Source organism: Pseudomonadota bacterium (assembly GCA_026388315.1).
GTDB lineage: Bacteria > Desulfobacterota > Syntrophorhabdia > Syntrophorhabdales > Syntrophorhabdaceae > MWEV01.
The window spans coordinates 44219-64177 of the sequence record JAPLKA010000058.1; the positions used below are offsets into that span (position 1 = coordinate 44219).

Annotated in this window: 19 protein-coding genes; 17 read left to right on the top strand and 2 right to left on the bottom strand. The window is 44.3% G+C overall.

Annotated elements, in window-relative coordinates:
- Positions 1-136: 136 nt before the first annotated feature.
- Both kdsB and uvrA read right to left on the bottom strand, forming a co-directional pair.
- Positions 137-913 carry a 3-deoxy-manno-octulosonate cytidylyltransferase gene (gene kdsB / locus NTX75_09110; protein MCX5816382.1) on the bottom strand — a complete coding sequence of 259 codons (777 nt, stop codon included), beginning with the start codon at positions 911-913 and terminating at the stop codon, positions 137-139.
- 140 nt (positions 914-1053) lie between these two features.
- Positions 1054-3864: an excinuclease ABC subunit UvrA gene (uvrA, locus tag NTX75_09115; protein ID MCX5816383.1), complete on the bottom strand. Its 2811-nt coding sequence runs from the start codon at positions 3862-3864 to the stop codon at positions 1054-1056.
- 131 nt (positions 3865-3995) lie between these two features.
- On the opposite strand from uvrA, the gene NTX75_09120 reads away from it, so the two are divergent.
- From NTX75_09120 to ptsP, 17 genes are all read left to right on the top strand, one after another.
- The gene (locus NTX75_09120) at positions 3996-5180 is read left to right on the top strand and encodes an aminotransferase class I/II-fold pyridoxal phosphate-dependent enzyme (GenBank protein MCX5816384.1); all 1185 of its coding nucleotides are present in this window, start codon (positions 3996-3998) and stop codon (positions 5178-5180) included.
- Positions 5177-6469 (top strand): homoserine dehydrogenase, encoded by a 1293-nt coding sequence (locus tag NTX75_09125; GenBank protein ID MCX5816385.1) that lies wholly within the window; start codon positions 5177-5179, stop codon positions 6467-6469. Before NTX75_09120 ends, NTX75_09125 begins: the two co-directional genes overlap by 4 nt.
- Before the next feature lie 37 nt (positions 6470-6506).
- Positions 6507-7703 (top strand): cofactor-independent phosphoglycerate mutase, encoded by a 1197-nt coding sequence (locus tag NTX75_09130; protein MCX5816386.1) that lies wholly within the window; start codon positions 6507-6509, stop codon positions 7701-7703.
- Positions 7700-9349, top strand: a complete 1650-nt coding sequence (locus tag NTX75_09135) for a CTP synthase (protein ID MCX5816387.1) — start codon at positions 7700-7702, stop codon at positions 9347-9349. Before NTX75_09130 ends, NTX75_09135 begins: the two co-directional genes overlap by 4 nt.
- Positions 9334-10146 carry a 3-deoxy-8-phosphooctulonate synthase gene (gene kdsA / locus NTX75_09140; GenBank protein ID MCX5816388.1) on the top strand — a complete coding sequence of 271 codons (813 nt, stop codon included), beginning with the start codon at positions 9334-9336 and terminating at the stop codon, positions 10144-10146. Before NTX75_09135 ends, kdsA begins: the two co-directional genes overlap by 16 nt.
- Positions 10147-10291: 145 nt before the next feature.
- Positions 10292-11269: a KpsF/GutQ family sugar-phosphate isomerase gene (locus NTX75_09145; GenBank protein ID MCX5816389.1), complete on the top strand. Its 978-nt coding sequence runs from the start codon at positions 10292-10294 to the stop codon at positions 11267-11269.
- 110 nt (positions 11270-11379) lie between these two features.
- The gene (gene lptC, locus NTX75_09150) at positions 11380-12291 is read left to right on the top strand and encodes an LPS export ABC transporter periplasmic protein LptC (protein MCX5816390.1); all 912 of its coding nucleotides are present in this window, start codon (positions 11380-11382) and stop codon (positions 12289-12291) included.
- Positions 12291-13034 (top strand): LPS export ABC transporter ATP-binding protein, encoded by a 744-nt coding sequence (gene lptB, locus NTX75_09155; GenBank protein ID MCX5816391.1) that lies wholly within the window; start codon positions 12291-12293, stop codon positions 13032-13034. Before lptC ends, lptB begins: the two co-directional genes overlap by 1 nt.
- The gene (rpoN, locus tag NTX75_09160; protein MCX5816392.1) at positions 13021-14385 is read left to right on the top strand and encodes an RNA polymerase factor sigma-54; all 1365 of its coding nucleotides are present in this window, start codon (positions 13021-13023) and stop codon (positions 14383-14385) included. Before lptB ends, rpoN begins: the two co-directional genes overlap by 14 nt.
- Positions 14386-14471: 86 nt before the next feature.
- A complete protein-coding gene (raiA, locus tag NTX75_09165) occupies positions 14472-14996 on the top strand; it encodes a ribosome-associated translation inhibitor RaiA (protein ID MCX5816393.1) in 525 nt (174 codons plus the stop codon).
- On the top strand, positions 14993-15454 hold the full coding sequence (locus tag NTX75_09170) for a PTS sugar transporter subunit IIA (protein ID MCX5816394.1): 462 nt from the start codon (positions 14993-14995) through the stop codon (positions 15452-15454). The genes raiA and NTX75_09170 overlap by 4 nt, the downstream gene beginning before the upstream one ends.
- 10 nt (positions 15455-15464) lie before the next feature.
- Positions 15465-16067, top strand: coding sequence for a hypothetical protein (locus tag NTX75_09175; protein ID MCX5816395.1), 603 nt, complete (start codon positions 15465-15467; stop codon positions 16065-16067).
- Complete coding sequence (locus NTX75_09180) at positions 15977-16270, top strand: hypothetical protein (GenBank protein MCX5816396.1); 294 nt, start codon at positions 15977-15979, stop codon at positions 16268-16270. The genes NTX75_09175 and NTX75_09180 overlap by 91 nt, the downstream gene beginning before the upstream one ends.
- A gap of 130 nt (positions 16271-16400) precedes the next feature.
- Complete coding sequence (gene rapZ / locus NTX75_09185) at positions 16401-17249, top strand: RNase adapter RapZ (protein MCX5816397.1); 849 nt, start codon at positions 16401-16403, stop codon at positions 17247-17249.
- A gap of 186 nt (positions 17250-17435) precedes the next feature.
- The gene (locus NTX75_09190; GenBank protein ID MCX5816398.1) at positions 17436-17846 is read left to right on the top strand and encodes a PTS sugar transporter subunit IIA; all 411 of its coding nucleotides are present in this window, start codon (positions 17436-17438) and stop codon (positions 17844-17846) included.
- A gap of 6 nt (positions 17847-17852) precedes the next feature.
- Entirely contained in the window at positions 17853-18119 is a 267-nt protein-coding gene (locus NTX75_09195; protein MCX5816399.1) for an HPr family phosphocarrier protein, read from the top strand.
- On the top strand, positions 18116-19900 hold the full coding sequence (ptsP, locus tag NTX75_09200; GenBank protein MCX5816400.1) for a phosphoenolpyruvate--protein phosphotransferase: 1785 nt from the start codon (positions 18116-18118) through the stop codon (positions 19898-19900). Before NTX75_09195 ends, ptsP begins: the two co-directional genes overlap by 4 nt.
- Positions 19901-19959 lie beyond the last annotated feature (59 nt).

Genomic DNA, 19959 nt, shown 5'->3' on the forward strand with positions numbered 1-19959 from the left:
GAGGGGGAGGCTCCACGAGCTTTGCTTGCGGAGGGGGCGACGCGAGCCCCGGTAATTGAAGCCGTTGGAGCGGAATGAGTGTGTTTGAGAGGGATGGTCCGACACCCATATGATTCTAACGATAAATCCGGGATTATTAAGAAATGGCAGATTGTGCCCGTTTGAGATCTTCTTCCGTGTCGATGCCGAAACCATTATAATCGGTTAGCAAGACCTTTATTTTATAGCCGTTTTCGAGGACCCTGAGTTGTTCGAGGGATTCTGCCTCTTCAAGAATACCCTTTTCCATGGCGACATATTTTTCGAGGAATGAACGGGAAAAGGCGTAAATACCGATGTGTTTGTAAATGCTGTTCGGAGTTCGGAGTTTGGAGTTCGGAGCAGTTTGCTCGGCCCCTTGAACCCTCGGCCCCTTGAACCCTTGGCCCCTTAAGTATGGTATCGGTGAACGGGAAAAATAGAGGGCAAAACCGGATTTGTCGAGGACAACCTTGACCGTGTTGGGGTTTGTGTATTCTTCTTCATCAATAATGGGGCTGCATAATGTGGCCATATCAAGACGTTCTTTTGCCATTGCATCGAAAAGCATATCCACCATATCAGACCTTATAAACGGCTCGTCCCCCTGGAGATTTACGATAATATCCGCATTTTTTCCTTGAAGTGCCTCCCGGCATCTGTCCGTGCCGCTCCTGCAATCGGGGCTTGTCATTGCCACAACTGCCCCGAATGCTAATGCCCTGTCCCGTATTCGCTCATCGTCTGTGGCAATAATGACCTCGTCCTTCAACTTCGATTCCATAGCCTTTTCGTACACCCACCGGATAATCGGTTTTCCGCCGATCTCCCGTAGCGGTTTCCCCGGAAGCCGTGTTGAAGCGTATCGTGCCGGTATGACTATTATTTTTTTCATAGTTTAACCTTTAACATTGAACAGTATATTACCGTCTTCCTTCCACTTGAACCCTTGACCCCTCGAACCCTTGTTATTTCACTTTTCACATTACACCTTGTCCCGCCTTCGGCAGGATTAAAACTTGCACGTTTCACTCTTCACCTTTCACCATACAGATATTTCTTCAAAAACATCCCTGTATAACTCGCTGGTTCGTGCATGATCAGTTCCGGAACCCCCTTTGCAATAATCGACCCGCCCTTGTCGCCGCCTTCGGGCCCCAAGTCAATGATATAGTCGGCGCACTTTATCACGTCCATATTATGCTCGATTACAACTATCGTATTCCCTCTTTCAACAAGTTCGGACAGTACGTGGAGGAGTTTGTCGATATCAGCAAAGTGGAGTCCTGTTGTGGGCTCATCGAGAATATATAATGTTCTTCCTGTATCCCTCTTCGACAGTTCCCTCGAAAGCTTTATCCTCTGTGCCTCGCCCCCTGAAAGCGTTGTTGCCGCCTGTCCGAGGCGTATGTATCCAAGCCCGACGTCGTTAAGTACCTTTAGTTTGCTTTTGATGAGAGGATGGGCATCGAAGAACTCTGTGGCCTGGGTAACGGACATCTCAAGCACATCGGCAATGCTCTTACCTTTGTATTTTACCTCAAGGGTGTCCCTATTGTACCGTTTTCCCTTGCAGATATCGCAGACAATATACACATCGGGGAGAAACTGCATTTCAATCTTGACAAAGCCTTCCCCTGTACATGTTTCACACCTGCCGCCTTTCACGTTGAAGCTGAACCTGCCTTCCTTGTATCCCCTGATTCTCGATTCGGGGAGTTTTGCAAAAAGCTCACGGATATGTGTAAAAATGCCTGTATATGTGGCAGGGTTTGACCTTGGCGTTCTGCCAATGGGTGACTGATCTATGTCTATTACCCTGTCTATGGCTTCATGACCTGTTATTGTATCTATCTCCCCGGCCCTATCCTTAGATTTGTACAATTTCTGCTTGAGGAGCGGGTAGAGGGTATCAACCACCAATGTGCTTTTACCTGACCCTGAAACGCCGGTAATACAGGTAAAAACACCGAGTGGTATTTCCACGTCGATATGCTTTAAATTGTGTTCCCGTGCACCCTTAATGGTGAGAAACCCCTTTGCTTCTCTTCTTTCTTCGGGAAGCTCAATCTTTAACCTGCCCGATATATAGAGGCCGGTAATTGATTCATCGTGCTTCACAAGCTCGGAAGGTGTGCCCTGAAACACGAGATAGCCTCCGTTTTCGCCGGCGCCTGGCCCGAGGTCGATGACGTAATCAGACGAAACAATAGTGTCGTGGTCATGCTCTACCACAATCACCGTATTGTCAAGGTCTCTGAGCCGTTTCAGCGTTGCAAGGAGTCTCTCGTTGTCCCTCTGATGGAGGCCGATACTCGGCTCGTCAAGTACATAGAGGACCCCGGTTAAACCTGATCCTATCTGGGTTGCAAGCCGTATCCTCTGGGATTCCCCCGACGACAGGGTAGAAGAATTCCTGTTGAGCGCTATATAATCAAGACCCACATCTATAAGGAATTTCAGGCGTGATATAATCTCTTTCAGGATATTCCGTGCTATCTCCCTTTCCTTTTCGCTGAGGGCTAATTCACTGAAATAACGGAGGGATTTTGTTAAGGTCATCCTCGCAACATCGTCAATATTCAAACCGTCAATCTTTACCCACAACATCTCCTTTTTTAAACGCGCACCGTTGCATGTTGGACATGGTATGAGATTTATAAACCTCTCAAGCTTCTCTTTTTCATAGAACTGGGCATTTTCCCATTCGTGCTGGAGTTCGTTGATGACCCCTTCAAAAGGTTTTTTCGTAAAATATCTCCTCCCGCCCCTGTCAACGAAAAACTCGATCTCCTCACCCTTTGAGCCATTGAGGATAACGTCCTGGACATTCTTTGGTAAACCCTTGAAAGGGGTTCTTATGTCTATCTTGTAATGATTCACAAAGGCTTCGAGAAACGGCAGGAAACTGACGGGGTTTTTCTCGCCCCAGGGTACTACCGCACCTTCCCTCAAAGAAAGGTCCAGATTCGGTACGATAAGGACAGGGTCAAAATACTCCTTTACGCCGAGACCGTTGCAGGTGGGACAGGCCCCATAAGGGTTATTAAAGGAGAACATCCGCGGGGCAATCTCAGGATAGCTTATCCCGCAGTCCGGACAGGCAAACTTTTCACTGAAGACATGCATGCTCTTATCTGTTTGTATCTTAATAATGCCATCGGCCTTCTGGAGGGCAAGTTCTACCGCTTCAAAAAGTCTCCTCTCGATCCCCTCCCTGATGGTAATCCTGTCGATTATGACATCAATTTCATGTTTTTTGTTCTTGTCGAGTTGAATTTCTTCAGATAGATCGGTTACTTTTCCATTCAATCTTATTTTTGTAAAGCCCTGCTTCCGCAATTCATCCAGTTCCTTCCTGTATTCTCCTTTTCTCCCGCGCACGATAGGCGCAAGCACTGTCAGCATGGCTCCCGTGCCAAGTGAAAGTATTATGTCTACTATCTGGGGGGCGTGCTGGCTTTTTATCTCTTTGCCGCAGCCATAGCAGAACACATGGCCTATCCGTGCAAAAAGAAGCCTCAGATAATCATAGATCTCCGTTACCGTTCCCACGGTGCTCCGAGGGTTTTTGCTGAGGGTTTTCTGCTCTATACTGATTGCAGGGGACAGGCCTTCTATATAATCCACATCGGGTTTTTCCATGAGCTCCAGAAACTGTCTTGCATAGGAAGACAGGGACTCGACGTACCTGCGCTGGCCCTCTGCATAGATCGTATCAAAGGCGAGGGTGGATTTCCCGGAGCCGCTGGGACCTGTAATAACCACCATCTTATTCCGGGGAAGCTCCACGTCTATATTTTTAAGGTTATGCTCTCTGGCGCCTTTCACAAATATTCTATCCATAGCGTTAAAATGTAACAGATTTAGTGGTGGTAGTAAAGACTGGAAAGACCGTGACGGATTATGCAATGCGGATTACCCGTCATGGATTAAATATTGATTGTTCCCATCTTAATATGGTAGTTTTCAATGAAATGGATGAATTTTACAGAATTTCACGATTGCCGCCCTATGGTCTGGGTGTAGTAAGAGATCTTCTTTTTGAGGCACGGAGAAAGGGCGAGGATATCATTGACCTTGGCATGGGCAATCCCGACATGGCGACACCGAAATATATTGTTTCAAAACTTGTAGAGGCTGCACGAAACCCTAAGAATCACAGATATTCCGTTACCAAAGGGATATACAAATTAAGGGTAGCCGTAGCAAGTTGGTATAAAAGGAAATATAACGTAGATATAGATCCGGAAACAGAAATAGTTGTCACTATGGGGGCTAAAGAGGGCTTAGGTCATCTTGTGCTCGCAACGATAAGCCAGGGCGAAGTTGTATTTGTTCCTGACCCGGGTTATCCTATCCATATGTATTCCGTAGTTATTGCCGGTGGCGATTTAAGGACAATCCCGCTTATTCCCAAAGAGGAATTTTTTGACAGGTTGAGCATCGCTGTAAAGACCACATGGCCGCAACCGAAGATGCTTATTATCAGCTTCCCGAATAATCCTACCACAGAGGTCATAGAAATCGACTTTTTCGAGAAGATATATGAATTTGCAAAAGAACACAACATCATGGTAGTCCATGATTTAGCGTATGCGGACCTGGTTTTCGACGGTTACAATGCGCCGAGTTTTCTCCAGATAAAGGGGGCGAAGGAAGTGGGTGTGGAGTTTTTTTCCATGTCGAAGAGTTATAACATGCCAGGATGGAGGGTAGGTTTTGTTGTAGGGAACAAAAAGATGATTTCAGCGCTGGGCAGAATCAAAAGCTATTTTGATTATGGTGTTTTCCAGCCTATCCAGATTGCCTCTATCATCGCACTCAACGAAGGAGACGACGACGTTACAGACATTGTTGAAAAATACCGGAGAAGAAGAAACGTTCTCTGTGAAGGACTTACCCGCTATGGATGGACAGTAGATAAACCAAAAGCCACTATGTTTGTCTGGGCAAAAATCCCCGAACAGTTTGCATCTATGGGTTCTCTGGAGTTTTCGAAACTCCTTTTGCAGGAAGCGAAGGTGGCTACATCACCGGGGATAGGGTTTGGAGAATATGGCGAAGGTTATATCAGGTTTGCACTTGTTGAAAACGAACACAGGATCAGACAGGCTGTAAAAGGCATCAGAAATCTTTTGTATTCCGCAACTAAGAAATGATCGGCGTTGGCATTATAGGTCTTGGAACCGTTGGCGTAGGAACGTACAAAATTCTCAGCCAGAATAGTTCCCTTTTAACTGAAAAGACCGGGCTTGAAGTCAAAGTCATTAAAATTGCAGATATAGACCTCGAACGTGCCAGGGGAATCGATATTGACAGGAATATCCTCACAAAGAATGCCTATGAAGTGATAGAAGATAAAGATGTGGATATTGTTGTGGAGCTTGTCGGCGGGATAACCCCTGCATTCGACTACATCACCGCTGCTATCAAAAACAAGAAATGGGTCGTCACGGCAAACAAGGCGCTCCTCGCAGAAAGGGGCGACGAGATATTCGGGCTTGTTGAAAAAGAGAATTGTGAAATAGGTTTCGAGGCGAGCGTATGCGGTGGCATACCGGTCATAAGGGCTATACGGGATGGCCTTGTGGGGAATAAAATTAATTACATCCTCGGCATCCTGAATGGCACAAGCAATTACATCCTCACGAAAATGACGGAAGAATGCGTTTCCTTCACTGATGCTCTGAAAGATGCACAGATGCTGGGATATGCTGAGCAAGATCCCACTCTCGATATTGAAGGCATTGATGCAGCGCACAAACTGTCCATACTTATCCGTCTGGCCTTTCATTGTCCCGTTACCATGGCTGATATTACAACCGGTGGCATATCAAAGATTGAGCCTATCGACATAGAGTTTGCAAAGGAATTCGGTTATAGGATTAAGCTCCTTGGTCTGGCAAAAGAACAGGACGGCTTAATCGATGCCCGCGTTGAGCCGGCAATGATACCCACCACCCACCCCATGAGTAATGTAAACGGTGTATACAATGCCGTCTATGTCATAGGAGACAGGGTGGGTCCGAATCTTTACTACGGAAAGGGGGCAGGGGCAGATCCTACGGGCAGTTCAGTGGTAAGTGACATCATGGATATGGCGTACAGGATCAAGGCAAAGGACCTGAAGGCACGTATCCCCAGATTCAAAAACGGTGAGACAATGATGCGGAAAGGGGGAGATACCCTGGTTCCATTTTATATGAGAATTACAACCGAGGATAGGACCGGTGTTCTTTCAAAAATATCCGGTATTCTTTCAAATTACGATATAAGCATCTCTACCGTTATTCAGAAAGGAAGAAAAGAAAAGGGACACGTTCCCATCATAATGCTCACCCATGAAGCAGTAGAAAAAAACCTGAAAATGGCAAAAGTCGAGATAGACCGGTTACCTTTTATAAAGGGAGAGAGTGTACATATACGGATTGAGGAAGGAAACCTTTAATATCCGATGCATCTTTTGACATAATGAGGAACAGCAAATGAAATATGTAGTGATTATCGGCGACGGGATGGCGGATTTTCCCCTTGAAAAATTGGACGGCAAAACCCCTCTCATGGCTGCGGAAAAACCATACATGGACATGATGGCAAGGGAAGGATTCTGCGGGAAGGTTGTCACAGTACCTGAAGGCTTTTTGCCCGGAAGTGATGTGGCCTGCATGTCCATATTCGGCTACGATCCGGCTAAGTATTATACCGGAAGGGCGCCCATCGAGGCATTCGGTATGGGAATAGCAATGGACGAAAATGACGTGGCTTTCAGGTGCAACCTCGTAAACCTTGAATTTGCCTCTGCCGGAACGGTTATGGGTGATTACAGCGGAGGCCACATCACAACGCCGGAAGCAAAAATCCTCATTGAAGACATAAACAAAAAGCTGGGGAATAATGAATTTGTTTTTTATCCGGGGGTAAGCTACCGGCATATCATGCTCTGGAAGCACGGTCTCTGGCAAATGAAAACAACGCCGCCCCACGATATAACGGAAAAAGACATTGCACCATATATACCGTCAGGCAACGGCTCAGAAACACTCGTCGATTTGATGAATAAATCACAGAAAATTCTCGGAGGGCATCCGCTCAACACAAAGAGGATCAAAGAGGGCAGGCTTCCCGCAAACAGCATCTGGCTCTGGGGGCAGGGAAAAAGCTCGCAGTTTCCATCATTTTTTGATAAATATCAACTGAAAGGGGCAACGGTTGCTGCTGTTGACCTGGTTAAGGGAATAAGCAGCATGATAGGCTTTGATACCCCATTTGTTAAAGGCGTAACAGGATATATTGATACAAACTTTAAAGGGAAAGCACAAAAGGCGTTGGAACTTCTTCGGGATCACGACATCGTTTACATCCATGTTGAAGCCCCCGACGAGGCATCACATAACGGGAATACCCAGGAAAAGATACAGGCAATTGAACACATTGACAGAGAAATTGTAAGCACTATGTATGAATCCCTCAATGAACCGGTTAAGTTTCTAATAGTTACAGATCACGCAACCCCCATCTCCATGAAAACGCACTATGGCTGCCCCGTTCCTTTTATCATATTCACAAAAGGCAAGGGGGAAAGCGGAGGTTCTTCCCCTTCCGGCTATAATGAAAATGCAGGAGAGGAGGAGTTTACCGGCGAAGAGCTTATCACCTTTTTTATAAGGGGGCAGAAACCATGAGACAAAAATTCATATTTGTGACAGGCGGTGTTGTATCATCCCTCGGCAAGGGCCTTGCCTCTGCATCAATAGGAGCCCTCCTTGAAGCCCGGGGTTTGAATATAATGATCAAAAAGCTTGATCCCTATATTAATGTCGATCCGGGTACAATGAACCCCTTTCAGCATGGTGAGGTTTTTGTTACCGAAGACGGTGCAGAGACCGACCTTGACCTCGGCCATTACGAGCGGTTCACGCACGCTCCCATTTCAAAGAACTGCAACTTCACAACAGGTCAGGTATACGATACGGTCCTTTCCAAAGAGCGAAGGGGAGAATACCTTGGGGGGACAGTTCAGGTTATCCCCCATATCACGGATGAGATAAAGAAAAGAATCCTCAGTGTGGATGATGGTATTGATGTAGTCATCGTAGAGATCGGCGGTACCGTGGGTGATATTGAGAGCCTTCCGTTTCTTGAAGCAATACGTCAGCTCAGGAATGATCTGGGCAAGGAAAATTCACTTTTCATTCATCTTACCCTTGTACCTTTCATTAAAACTGCAGATGAGATGAAATCAAAACCGACTCAGCACAGCGTTAAGGAATTAAGGGAGATAGGCATTCAACCAGACATCCTTTTGTGCCGCACAGAAAAGGATCTCTCACAGGGTTTAAAGGATAAGATTTCCCTCTTTTGTAATGTGGATAAAGATGCGGTCATTGCAGCCAAGGATGTGAATGTTATCTATGAAGTTCCTATCATTTACTATAATGAGGGGCTTGACGACAAGATTACGAAACTCCTCAACATATGGGCGAAAAAACCCGACCTTTCCCAATGGGAAAAGATTGTTGATGTGATTAAAAACCCGAAGAAGCAGGTAGATATTGCGATTGTCGGCAAGTATGTAAAACTGAAAGATTCCTATAAAAGTCTCAACGAAGCCCTTGTACATGGCGGGATTGCAAACAACTGCAGGGTGAATTTTCACTATATAGATTCTGAAGACCTGGAAAAAGGATTAACGGCAGAACTTCTTGAAGTGGACGGAGTGCTGGTGCCGGGCGGTTTCGGTGACAGGGGCATCGAAGGAAAGATAAATGCAATCCGGTATGCACGGGAAAATAAAATACCATATTTCGGTTTGTGTTTGGGAATGCAGCTTGCCGTTGTGGAAATGACAAGGCATCTTGCAGGGTGCACAGGTGCGCATACATGTGAAATCGATGAAAATACCCCTTATCCGGTCATATATCTCATCGAAGAGTGGGTTGACAGGGATAACACAGTTCAGAAAAGGGATAAATTCTCCGATAAAGGCGGGACTATGCGTCTTGGTGCATATCCATGTGAGCTTTTACCTGGGAGTCTTGCCAGCAAGGCATATGGTCAGGATCTGATCCATGAACGGCACAGACACAGATATGAATTCAATATGGATTTTCGTGAAAGGCTCGAGCAATGCGGCATGATCATTTCAGGCATATCCCCGGATGGCAAGCTTGTAGAAATCGTGGAGCTTAAAGATCACCCCTGGTTTCTGAGTTGTCAGTTCCATCCCGAATTTAAATCAAAGCCCTTTGATCCACACCCCCTTTTCAGGGAATTTATCAAGGCATCTTTAAAGCAGAGGCAAGAAAAGCAGAAATGCAAAAAGAAGTGACAGTTGGAAATATCAGGATTGGACGCAAACCATTTGTTTTTATCGGTGGACCCTGCGTAATCGAGGGTGCGGATATCACCTTAAGGATAGCGGAAGGCCTCAAGGGCATTACTGCGCATCTTAACATCCCCTTTATCTTTAAAAGCTCATACGATAAAGCGAACAGGACATCCGTAAAAAGCTACCGTGGATTGGGTATCGAAGAGGGATTAACAATACTTTCGAAGGTAAAGGAAGACCTTGGTGTGCCGGTTTTAACTGATGTTCACTCAGTATATGAGGCAGGCATGGCAGCCGGTGTTGTTGATGTGTTACAGGTACCGGCGCTCCTTTCAAGACAGACAGATTTGCTTGTTGCATGCGGAAATACGGGCAAGCCTGTTAACATCAAAAAGGGCCAGTTCCTATCTCCCCATGACATTCGATATGCCATTGAAAAGGTAGAATCTACAGGTAATTTCCAGATAATGGTTACAGAGAGGGGAACGTCCTTCGGATATAACACACTCATAAATGATTTCAGGGCAATCCCGATTATGCAGGGGTTTGGTTATCCCGTTATCTTTGACGCTACCCACAGTGTTCAAAAACCGGGTGGAGCAACAGGCAGATCGGGCGGAGAACCTGATTTTATATTTCCGCTATCAAAAGCGGCTGTTGCAACAGGTGCAGACGGGATTTTCATGGAGGTACACACTGACCCATCCAAGGCGCTCTGTGATGGCGAAAATTCTGTAGCGCTTGCTGACCTTTACCGGTATCTCGAGGTATTGAAGAGGATAGAAGAAGCGTTATGAAAAAAGCAGGGTTCGAGGGTTCGAAGGTTCGAGGGTTCGAGGGTCAGGGATCTGCAGGCTTTCCCGCCTGCCCCTCGGTTCTGGCGGACAGGAGCCTGCGTACGAGCAACTCAAAACTCAAAACTAATAGTCCTGGGGATTGCTGATGTCCGGTAAATCCCGTTCAATCGACATAGGGAAGAATGTCCTCAAGAAAGAGGCCGAAGCGATTCTCAAGGTCCTTGACGGGCTTGACGGTTCATTTGAAAAGGCTGTCGATACCCTCTATCATTGTACCGGACGAGTAGTGCTCACCGGTATCGGTAAATCGGGTCTTGTGTGTAAAAAGATTGCATCGACCCTTTCGAGTGTGGGTACTCCTGCGTTGTTTCTTCATCCCGCTGATTCACTTCACGGCGACCTCGGTATGCTTCAAAAAGGCGATGTGCTTATTATTGTAAGCAATAGCGGTGAAACCGAGGAGGTCATAAAGATATTCCCCTGGATAAAAAGGATGGATATCGCTACGATCATTATTACAGGCAATATAAACTCGACTATCGCAAACTATGGTGACACTGTCCTTGATGTTAATGTTGATGAGGCATGCCCTTTTAATATGGTGCCCACATCGAGTACCACAGCCACCCTTGCCCTTGGTGACGCCCTCTCAATGGCCCTTATGGAAAAAAGGAACTTCAAGATGGAGGATTTTGCCTCTCTCCACCCTGGGGGTACAATCGGGAGAAAACTTCTTTTAAAGGTCGAAGATCTTATGCACACAGGGGAAGCCGTTCCCCGGGTACATGAAAACATGCCTATGAAACATGCTATCTTTGAGATAACGTCAAAAAGGATGGGCGTTACAGCCGTCCTCAACGAGAAGGAAGAGTTGGCAGGGATAATAACAGACGGTGATTTGAGGAGGGCCATCGAAAAATTTGATAATGTCCTTGAAAAGAACGCTGTTGATGTGATGACCCGTAACCCAAAAACTATTCAAAAGGATGCCCTTGCAGCGTTTGCGTTAAAAAATATGGAGGAGTTTTCCATAACCTCACTTTTCGTAATGGAGAAAGAAGGTGAAAATCGTCCGGTGGGCATTATCCACATCCACGACCTTTTGAAAGCTAAAATAGTATGAAAGAACGATGCACGATCTGCAGTTTCTCTGGAAACCAGAAAAACTAAAGAAACATAGGATGTTATCGTTTATCGGGTATCGCGTATCATGTAAGATAGCCATGGAGATAGATGAAAGACCGAAATATTGTAGTGTATGTTGCATTAGGATTTGTCATTTCAAGCCTTGTTCTGGCTTTCTATTTCTTCTTTAAAAAACCTCTCAAAATAAGCACTCCCTTTTTAGACCAGGAGCGCAAGGTCATTGTTTTCAAAGATGTGAAGTATTCAGGTGAAAAAAGAGGTATTGTTGACTGGGAAATAAAATCGAAGATTACGAGAAAATTTATCGATAAACCCATTGTGGAAATGGAAGACATCGATGGCATGTATAAGCCAAAACCGGATGTCACTGTCTTTTTTAAAGGCACGAGCGGTTCTATGGACACTGAAGCGGAAAAAGGCACCGTTGAAAATGTTGATATCATATATAAGGGTAACTATACGCTGAAGAGCAGGTTCATGGACTTTGATTTCAAGAAAGGTGTTACCTCAACAACGGCCCCTGTGGACATAAAAGGCGCTAAGCTTACCCTCAGGGGTGTTGGTTTGACGGCCAACACGAATGAGGAGACCGTGAGAATCGAAAAGGACGTGACAGGCTACATTGAAACGGAAAAGGGGAAATACCGGTTTGAATCTGACAGTTTCATATACTTCTTGAAAGATAGTGCATACATTCTTGACGGCAGGGTTGTCATGAAAGGTGAAGAGATGAACCTCCTCTGTGATAAATTGATTATCTTTTCGAAGGGAGATGAGGTTGAGAAAATCGACGCAAAAGGAAAGGTGAGATTAATTTCAAAAGGGACTATTGCGAAAAGCGAAAAGGCAGTATATCATTTTAAAGAGGACAGGATAGTGCTTACCGACAGACCGAAGATACTTAAAGATAATGTTGAGATGGAAGGTGAATCGATTGTATACAGCCTTTCCAGTGGAAAGTTCTTTATAAATAAACCAAAGATGAGGATTGAAAAATAATGTCCGGTACGCTAACGCTTTTTGCAGAGCATTTGTCAAAATCCTATAATGCAAGGAGGGTCGTTAACGATATTTCCATACACATGAAAACAGGAGAAATCGTAGGGCTTTTTGGCCCTAACGGTGCAGGCAAGACAACCACCTTTTTTATGATAATAGGATTTATCAAACCCAACTCCGGGAAGATTCTCCTTAATACAGAAGATATTACCACACTGCCCATGTTCATGAGGGCAAGAAAGGGGATTACCTATCTGCCACAGGAACCGTCAATATTTAAAAAAATGACAGTTGAAGATAACCTCAAGTCTATCCTTGAATTCAATAATGTGGAGAAGGAATTGATGGAGCACAAAACCTTGGAATTGCTTGAATCCTTCAAACTGGAACACCTGTCAAAGAATAACGCTGATTCACTCTCAGGCGGGGAGAGAAGAAGGCTGGAAATAGCGAGGGCCCTTATGATTTCCCCTAAATTCATGCTTCTTGATGAGCCCTTTTCGGGTATTGACCCCATATCTGTGTCAGATCTGAAAAAGATAATAAACGGGTTAAAAAGGAGAGGTATCGGCATTCTCCTTTCGGACCACAATGTAAGAGACTCCTTGCCGATTTGCGACAGGGCATATGTGGTAAACAACGGCCAGGTACTTCTTGAGGGAACTCCTGATGAAGTAGCAAAGGATAAAATGGTTCGAGAGGTGTACCTGGGAGAGGAATTTTACATTGATGTTGGAACTTAAACAGACCCAGAAGTTATTGCCTGTCTTAACCCAGCAACTCCAGCAGGCAATCAAGCTTTTGCAACTGTCACAATTAGAGCTCACAGAGGCCATAGAGCAGGAACTCAATGAAAACCCCATTCTCGAAGTAACAGAGAAGGAAGAGAAGGAAGAACCAGAAGAACCGGTTCAGGAAGAAGTGGATATGACGGAATTCCTCAACAGATACACCTCTTCTGAGGAATTCATGGGAAGAGAGGACCGGGAGTACCCTGATTACGAAAATGTTGTAAAAAAGCCTTCCAATCTGAGGGATTATGTAAGATGGCAGGTGGGGCTTTCCGCTTTTGATCCAAACGAGCGCATTGTTGCTGAATGGATCATAGAAAATATCGATGATAACGGGTATCTGGCGTGCCCCATACCGGAGATAGCAAAATCATCAGAATTTCCTGTTGAATTGCTTGAAAATGTACTCACAAAAATTCAAAAACTTGATCCACCGGGCATCGGAGCAAGGGATTTAAAAGAGTGTATTTACCTTCAATACGAAGCAAAGGGGGAAAAAGACCCCATCTTCGAAGAGATTGTGAGCGCATATTTCGATCTGCTCCAAAATGTAAACTTAAAAGAGGTTTCAAAAAAGTCGGGATACCCTGTTGAAAAGATCAAGGAGGTTCTGGATAAAATAAAAAGCTTTGATCCAAAACCCGGAAGGAACTATAGTGAAGATTTTATTTCTTATGTGGTCCCTGATGTATATGTTGTGAAAGGGGAGGATGGTTTTGAGGTGTACCTGAATGATGAAGATATTCCTGAGTTTCGGATGAACAGGTATTATATGGAGCTTTACACAGGAAAAAACGTAGATAAAGAAACAAAGGGTTATATTAAAAGTAAGATTAAACAGGCGGAATGGTTCATAAAGAGCATTCAACAGAGGCAGAAGACACTTTACCTTGTTGCAAAGAGCATCGTAAAGTTCCAGGAGGAATTTTTTGAGCGTGGCGTAAGGTTCGTGAAACCACTCATCCTCAGAGATGTTGCCCGGGATATCGGGGTTCACGAATCAACAGTGAGCCGGATTACAACAAGCAAGTACATGGGCACCCAGCATGGCATCTTCGAATTGAAGTTCTTTTTCCCAACAGGCATCAGCAATGTGAAAGGGGACCAGCTTTCAACAAGCATTGTCCGTGATTTCATTACAGAACTCGTCGGAAAGGAAGATAAAAATTTTCCCCTTACAGACGATGAGATTGTCACGGCACTGAAGGAGAAATACAGCATAAAAATTGCGAGGAGAACGGTTGCTAAGTATCGGGATATACTAAATATAAGGTCTTCAAGGGAAAGAGTAACTCCCGGCTAAATTGGATTGACAGAGGGTATTTTATCTGTTAACCTTGTATTTGGGGCTGGATTTCTGGAAAGCATTAATTTGACAATGGAGGCATTATGGACATTACAATAAGTTTTAGGCACATCGATCCGGATGACAATTTAAAAAGATATGCAGAGGAAAAGATCACAAAATTGCAGAAGTATATTGAGGTTCCCCTGGATGTACATGTGGTACTATCCTTGGAAAGAAAATACAGACAGAGAGTTGATGTAATGTTCACGATAAATGGTGTGGTCATAAATGCACACGAAGTAATGGACGACATGTATGCCGCTATCGACAGTATCCTTGACAAGCTTGAAAGGAGATTGACCAGATACAGGGATAAACTTAAAAAATACAGGGAAGTAAAACCGAAGCGGAGTACTCCGGCATTGGAAGAAGTGGACTCAAAGATTATTGTTACAAGAACAATAGACGCAAAACCTGTTGATCCTGAAGAGGCTGTCATGCAACTGGAAGCATCCGGAGACAGTTTCATGATATTCCGGGACAGGGAGAGCGATAATGTCTGTGTTGTATATAAAAGGAAAGATGGTAATTTCAGTCTCATTGAAACGACGGGAAAAACACTATGAGAATTGAGGAGGTATTAAAAGAATCATGTGTAATTGACAGTTTGAAGGGCAACACAAAAACGGATATCCTCTTTGAGCTTGTTGGTGTTTTGAAAAAAGCCGACCTTATTGACGATGTGGAGGAGGTTGTCAATATTATCCTCGACCGGGAAAAACTTGGAAGTACCGGCATCGGCGATGGTGTGGCCATTCCGCACGGCAAAATGAAAGGGATACATAACTTTTTATGTGTATTCGGCAGGTCATTGGAAGGTGTCAATTTCGATGCGGTAGACCGGAAACCTGTTCACATCTTCTTTTTGCTCCTTGCCCCCGAAGATTCTGTAAGCTTACATCTCAAAATGTTGTCCAGAATTTCAAAAATCCTGAGAGACCCGTCCTTTAGAAAAAGGCTTATAGACCTTCCTGACAGCCGGGAGATTTACAAAGACATCATCGAAGAGGACAAAAAGGGTTGATCCGAATGTAATGAAGGGTATCACAGTTCAGGAACTCATCAAAGATAAAACACACAGATTAGAATTATACCCGATAGCAGGCCCGAAAGGCCTCTCCAGGAAGATTTATAATCCAAGAATACAAAAACTTGGTCTCGTTATCACAGGCCATATGGTTTATCTCCACCCCAACAGAATGCAAATTCTTGGCAATACAGAAATATCCTACCTCAGATTACTTGGCGAAACCGAGAGTTCTGCCATAATACAAGAACTTTGTAAAAATGATGTGGTCTGCTTCGTTGTGACACGCAACCTCGAAGCGCCTGACCATTTCCTTGCGGAAACAGAAGATAAAGACATTCCTCTCCTTAGAACAAAACTGATAACCTCTGTGTTCATAGAAAGAATTACAAGATACCTCGAGGAAAAACTTGCCCCCTCCACTACTGTCCACGGGGTGCTCATGGATATACTCGGGATCGGCACATTGATTCGGAAGGGTCGGTATAGGCAAAGAGCGAAAATGCCCTTGAGCTCATTATGCGGGGACATAGACTGGTTGTGGATGATGTCGTGTATGCAAAAAAGGTGGGCGCAATTGATATTCGCGGGGAGCCCCCTGATATGGTAAAAAACCTTTTAGAGATCAGAGGGATAGGGATTGTTGATATAGGACGCCTCTTCGGGGTCTCTGCATTAAGGGAAAAAATGAAAATCGACCTTGTTGTAGAGTCGCTCGATTGGGATGAAAATGTAGAACATGAAAGGGTCGGGTTAAAAGAAGACAAGTTCGGGCTCCTGGGGATTGATCTGCCTATCGTAAGAATCCCATAAGCTCAGGGCGAAACGTGTCCACAATAATAGAACTGGTTTGCAGAAATCACATACTGAAGCAGCATGGTGTAAACACTGCAATTGAATTGGAAGAAAAGGTATTGAAATCCATGAAAGTTGAGGCGAAAAAATGAAATTACTCATCGTAAGCGGTATTTCCGGTTCAGGAAAAACGACGTTTATGAGGGCGCTTGAAGACACCGGATATTTCTGCGTTGACCACTTTCCCCTGATCCTGCTGCAGAAGTTTTCTGAACTCTCGAGGCTCGCAGACAATAAAATCGAAAAGTGTGCCCTCGTTATCGATATCAGGGAAAAGGAATTTTTCGATTTGGGCAGGAATATTCTTAAAAGGATTAAGGATAAATTTGGTGCAGAGCTCATTTTTCTCGAAAGTTCTGATGATGCACTGATTAAAAGATTCAGCGAGACAAGGAGACTCCATCCCCTTTATAGCGCACCCAACATCAAGGATGCCCTGAAAGAAGAGAGGGAACTTGTTGACTGGATAAAAGACATCTCTGACAGAGTAATCGACACCTCACAGCTTACAACACACGAACTCAGGCGGTTTGTGCTGAAGACTTACAGTAGCTGGGATGAACAGAGGATGAAAATCAACCTCATGTCCTTCGGCTATTCATATGGAATACCTCTTGAGGCAGATATTGTGCTTGATGTGAGATTTCTCCCGAATCCGTTCTTTGTGGAAGGCTTGAGGGATAAAACAGGGCTCTCGAATGAGGTTGCGGAATACATCATGTCGGATGATGTCTTCAACAAATATTTCCTTTTGCTTTTGGATTTTTTGGTATATCTTATTCCCCTATATGAAAAGGAGGGGAAAAGTTACCTCACGATATGCTTTGGCTGCACAGGGGGAAAGCACAGGTCTGTGTTTATTGTGACAAAACTGGCAGAACATTTTTCCATGATGGGATATAATGCAAACTCTGTCCACAGGGACATTGAGAAGTAACGAGAAATGAGTTATAGAAATACTAAATACTAATTTCTAAACAAACCTGCCTTGCTAAGCCTGCGAAGCAGGGATTGGGGTATACAAATGTCCAAAATTCAAAAGTTTTGAACATTGTAATTTTGAATTTGTTTAGGATTTGGTGCTTATTGCTTTAGATAATTTTGGAGTTACTGGAGGATACGAATGATTGGTTTGGTTGTTATAGCACATTTGAATCTCGCCAAAGAGATGGTTGCTGCTACTGAATTGATAATTGGCAAACAGGAACAATTTGAATCGATCGGTATATTTCCTGATGAGGACATTGACAAAACCAGGGGCAAAATTATAGAGGCCTTGAAAAAAGCCGACTCAGGCGACGGGGTAATGATACTTACTGATATGTTTGGCGGCACACCATCGAATATCAGCCTCTCTTTTCTTGAGGAAGGGAAGGTTGAGGTAGTAACTGGAGTAAACCTCCCAATGTTGATTAAGCTCAATACATACAGGGAGGGCAGGCAGTTGGGTGAGCTTGCCCGTTTTATAACACAGTATGGGCAGAACAACATCTATCTTGCAACGGATGTGCTGAAACCGCGAAAGAAGGAATAGGGGGGAATGCTGGAAGGTATATTTACTATAAAGAACAGGTTGGGTCTCCATGCGAGGCCGGCTGCAACCTTTGTGAAGAAGGCAAACGAATTCAAGGCCGACATATGGGTGGAGAAAGATGGAACAGAGGTAAACGGAAAAAGCATCATGGGTCTTTTGATGCTTGCATGCCCGCTGGGAAGTAAAGTAATGCTGAAAGTTGACGGAGCTGATGAAGAAATGGCATTTCAGGAACTTGGCCAACTCATCGATGATGGTTTTCAGGAGATATGAGAGAAGAAACTTTTGTTAATAAAATGCTAAAAGGCATAGGCGTCTCATCAGGTATAACCTATGGGAGAGTTCGCCTGCTCGAGAGGGGGAAAATCCCTATAAACAAACGCCCCATCAAAGAAGAGCAGGGGGATAAAGAGATTCTCAAATTCCGCCATGCAATAAGGCATGCCGTTGAAGAGTTGAATGGCATAAAACAGACTATGCCTGACGACGAAATGCGAAAGCACTCTTTCATAATTGATGCCCATATGCTTATCCTTCAGGACGAATTTTTCACGAATGCTGTTATTAATACCATAAAAGAGGACAAGATAAATGCTGAGTGGGCACTTGATATCGTGGTATCGAAATTCCTGACAAGCTTTGAAAAGGTGGAGGATTCATACTTACGGGAGCGCGGCCAGGACATAAAATATATCTATGACAGGCTTGTGAGAATCCTGGTAAAAGGGAAGTCATCAGATATTAATGATTTTAATATAAAAGGGAAGGCGATCATAGCGGCACATGACCTTTCGCCCGCCGATACGATTCAGTTGAATCTCAATAAAATATCAGGATTTATAACAGACGTTGGCGGAAGGACATCGCATACATCAATTGTGGCGAGGGCACTTGAAATACCTGCTGTCGTTGGTGTTGGTAATATTACCAGCCTTGTTAAGAATAATGATACGATCATCATTGACGGTGATGAGGGCGTTGCTATCATTAATCCCACAAAAGAGGTAAAAAAGGACTATATTGCAAAACAAATCCACCTTAAGGTCCAGCGGAGAGAGTTTTTAAGGATTGCAAAACTTAAGTCAGAGACCAGAGATGGTTTTAAAATGAAGGTGGGGGCAAATATAGAGCTTCTGGCAGAGATGGACATTATAGAACGGTACGGCGCTCAGGGCGTAGGCCTATACCGTACAGAATATATCTATCTGTCAAGAAAAGAGTTGCCTACCGAAACAGACCATTATCACATCTATAAAAAGCTGGCGGAGAACAAGGCAATGGAATACATCACCATAAGAACATTGGACATTGGTGGTGATAAGTTTGTATCAAATATTGAAATGCCAACAGAGATCAACCCTGCAATGGGTTTACGGGCAATACGCCTGTGCATTAAAGAGGTGGGATTATTTAAAGCCCAACTGAAGGGCATTCTCAGGGCAAGCGCCTACGGCCCCCTTAGGATATTGATCCCTATGATATCCGGTATAGATGAAGTCCGCAGGGCAAAGGCAATACTTGCAGAGTGTATGAATGAGCTGGCCCGGAAGAAGATTGAATTTAACAAGGACATAAAATTCGGCATTATGATAGAGGTGCCCTCTACATGCATGATTAGCGACAAGCTTGCATCGGAAGTGGATTTTTTTAGTATAGGCACGAACGACCTGATTCAGTATGCCCTCGCCATAGACAGGGTGAACGAATACGTTTCGTATCTCTATGAGCCCATGCATCCGGCGGTATTGAAAATGATAAAGCAGACCGTTGAGAATGCACATGCGCATAATATTGAGGTTGCCTTGTGCGGAGAGATGGCTGGTGAAGCGCTCTACATCCCTGTGCTTATGGCGTTGGAGCTTGACGAAATCAGTATGAATGCCTACTCCATACCTAAGGTAAAAAAGATTATCAGAGGGCTTGACCACAGCTATTGCAAGGAATTGCTCGATGAAATACTGAAAAGGGATTCCGGCAGGGAAGGTAATTTGCTCCTGAGAAAGGAGATGGCAAGGCTTTTTCCGAATGACTTTGTACAATGTTATGAAGAGTAAGGAAATCAGTGTTGAGTGTTGCGTTTTAAGTTTTGGGTTATAGGTTTTAAGTTTCTTAA

Bases quoted from the DNA above. Each gene is read 5' to 3' on its own strand.
- kdsB (MCX5816382.1), bottom strand. From the start codon at position 913: ATGAAAAAAATAATAGTCATACCGGCACGATACGCTTCAACACGGCTT.
- uvrA (MCX5816383.1), bottom strand. From the start codon at position 3,864: ATGGATAGAATATTTGTGAAAGGCGCCAGAGAGCATAACCTTAAAAAT.
- NTX75_09120 (MCX5816384.1), top strand. From the start codon at position 3,996: ATGGATGAATTTTACAGAATTTCACGATTGCCGCCCTATGGTCTGGGT.
- NTX75_09125 (MCX5816385.1), top strand. From the start codon at position 5,177: ATGATCGGCGTTGGCATTATAGGTCTTGGAACCGTTGGCGTAGGAACG.
- NTX75_09130 (MCX5816386.1), top strand. From the start codon at position 6,507: ATGAAATATGTAGTGATTATCGGCGACGGGATGGCGGATTTTCCCCTT.
- NTX75_09135 (MCX5816387.1), top strand. From the start codon at position 7,700: ATGAGACAAAAATTCATATTTGTGACAGGCGGTGTTGTATCATCCCTC.
- kdsA (MCX5816388.1), top strand. From the start codon at position 9,334: ATGCAAAAAGAAGTGACAGTTGGAAATATCAGGATTGGACGCAAACCA.
- NTX75_09145 (MCX5816389.1), top strand. From the start codon at position 10,292: ATGTCCGGTAAATCCCGTTCAATCGACATAGGGAAGAATGTCCTCAAG.
- lptC (MCX5816390.1), top strand. From the start codon at position 11,380: ATGAAAGACCGAAATATTGTAGTGTATGTTGCATTAGGATTTGTCATT.
- lptB (MCX5816391.1), top strand. From the start codon at position 12,291: ATGTCCGGTACGCTAACGCTTTTTGCAGAGCATTTGTCAAAATCCTAT.
- rpoN (MCX5816392.1), top strand. From the start codon at position 13,021: ATGTTGGAACTTAAACAGACCCAGAAGTTATTGCCTGTCTTAACCCAG.
- raiA (MCX5816393.1), top strand. From the start codon at position 14,472: ATGGACATTACAATAAGTTTTAGGCACATCGATCCGGATGACAATTTA.
- NTX75_09170 (MCX5816394.1), top strand. From the start codon at position 14,993: ATGAGAATTGAGGAGGTATTAAAAGAATCATGTGTAATTGACAGTTTG.
- NTX75_09175 (MCX5816395.1), top strand. From the start codon at position 15,465: ATGAAGGGTATCACAGTTCAGGAACTCATCAAAGATAAAACACACAGA.
- NTX75_09180 (MCX5816396.1), top strand. From the start codon at position 15,977: ATGCGGGGACATAGACTGGTTGTGGATGATGTCGTGTATGCAAAAAAG.
- rapZ (MCX5816397.1), top strand. From the start codon at position 16,401: ATGAAATTACTCATCGTAAGCGGTATTTCCGGTTCAGGAAAAACGACG.
- NTX75_09190 (MCX5816398.1), top strand. From the start codon at position 17,436: ATGATTGGTTTGGTTGTTATAGCACATTTGAATCTCGCCAAAGAGATG.
- NTX75_09195 (MCX5816399.1), top strand. From the start codon at position 17,853: ATGCTGGAAGGTATATTTACTATAAAGAACAGGTTGGGTCTCCATGCG.
- ptsP (MCX5816400.1), top strand. From the start codon at position 18,116: ATGAGAGAAGAAACTTTTGTTAATAAAATGCTAAAAGGCATAGGCGTC.